This is a genomic window from Methanobrevibacter filiformis (assembly GCF_001639265.1).
GTDB lineage: Archaea > Methanobacteriota > Methanobacteria > Methanobacteriales > Methanobacteriaceae > Methanacia > Methanacia filiformis.
On the sequence record NZ_LWMT01000224.1, the window covers coordinates 1 to 504 of the forward strand.

Below are 504 nucleotides of genomic sequence, written 5' to 3' on the forward strand. Positions count from 1 at the left end.
TCAGGAAATTAGAATTAATAACAGTTAAATTAAATCCATTAGTAAAAATTGCAGCAGTATAATTAGCATAATTATTGTTAAAAGTGGAATTCTGGACATATAATACTGTATTATTATCATAATAATTATTTAGGTAAATAGCTCCAGCTTCATTTGCATGGTTGTTGTTAAATGTGGATCCATTGATGAGGATGGTGTTGAAGCTGTAAATGGCTCCAGCGGTGCTTATTGCACTGTTGTTAATGAAGCTTACATTGTTGAAGGTGTTATTTAGATTGGTTCTTAATGCTCCTCCAGAGATAGCTGTGTTATTAATAAAATTAGAATTAGTGAAAGTTAATTGTCCTGTGCTGTATATTGCACCACCATAACTGTTGTTAAATTGGCTGTGCAATAATTAATTTTTCAGTTGATGGATGACAGTGAATTTTCTTAGTTGTGGTTAGATTGTAAATTATTTTTTGTAGTTTTTTTTATTTGTTGTCTATGTTTTTCATTGAATAT

General features: G+C 29.6%; 1 pseudogene. It reads right to left on the reverse strand.

The annotated features are described in order from the left end of the window. Positions 1-394 (reverse strand): annotated as a pseudogene (locus MBFIL_RS05540) (hypothetical protein); the annotation flags it as partial. Positions 395-504: the final 110 nt, after the last annotated feature.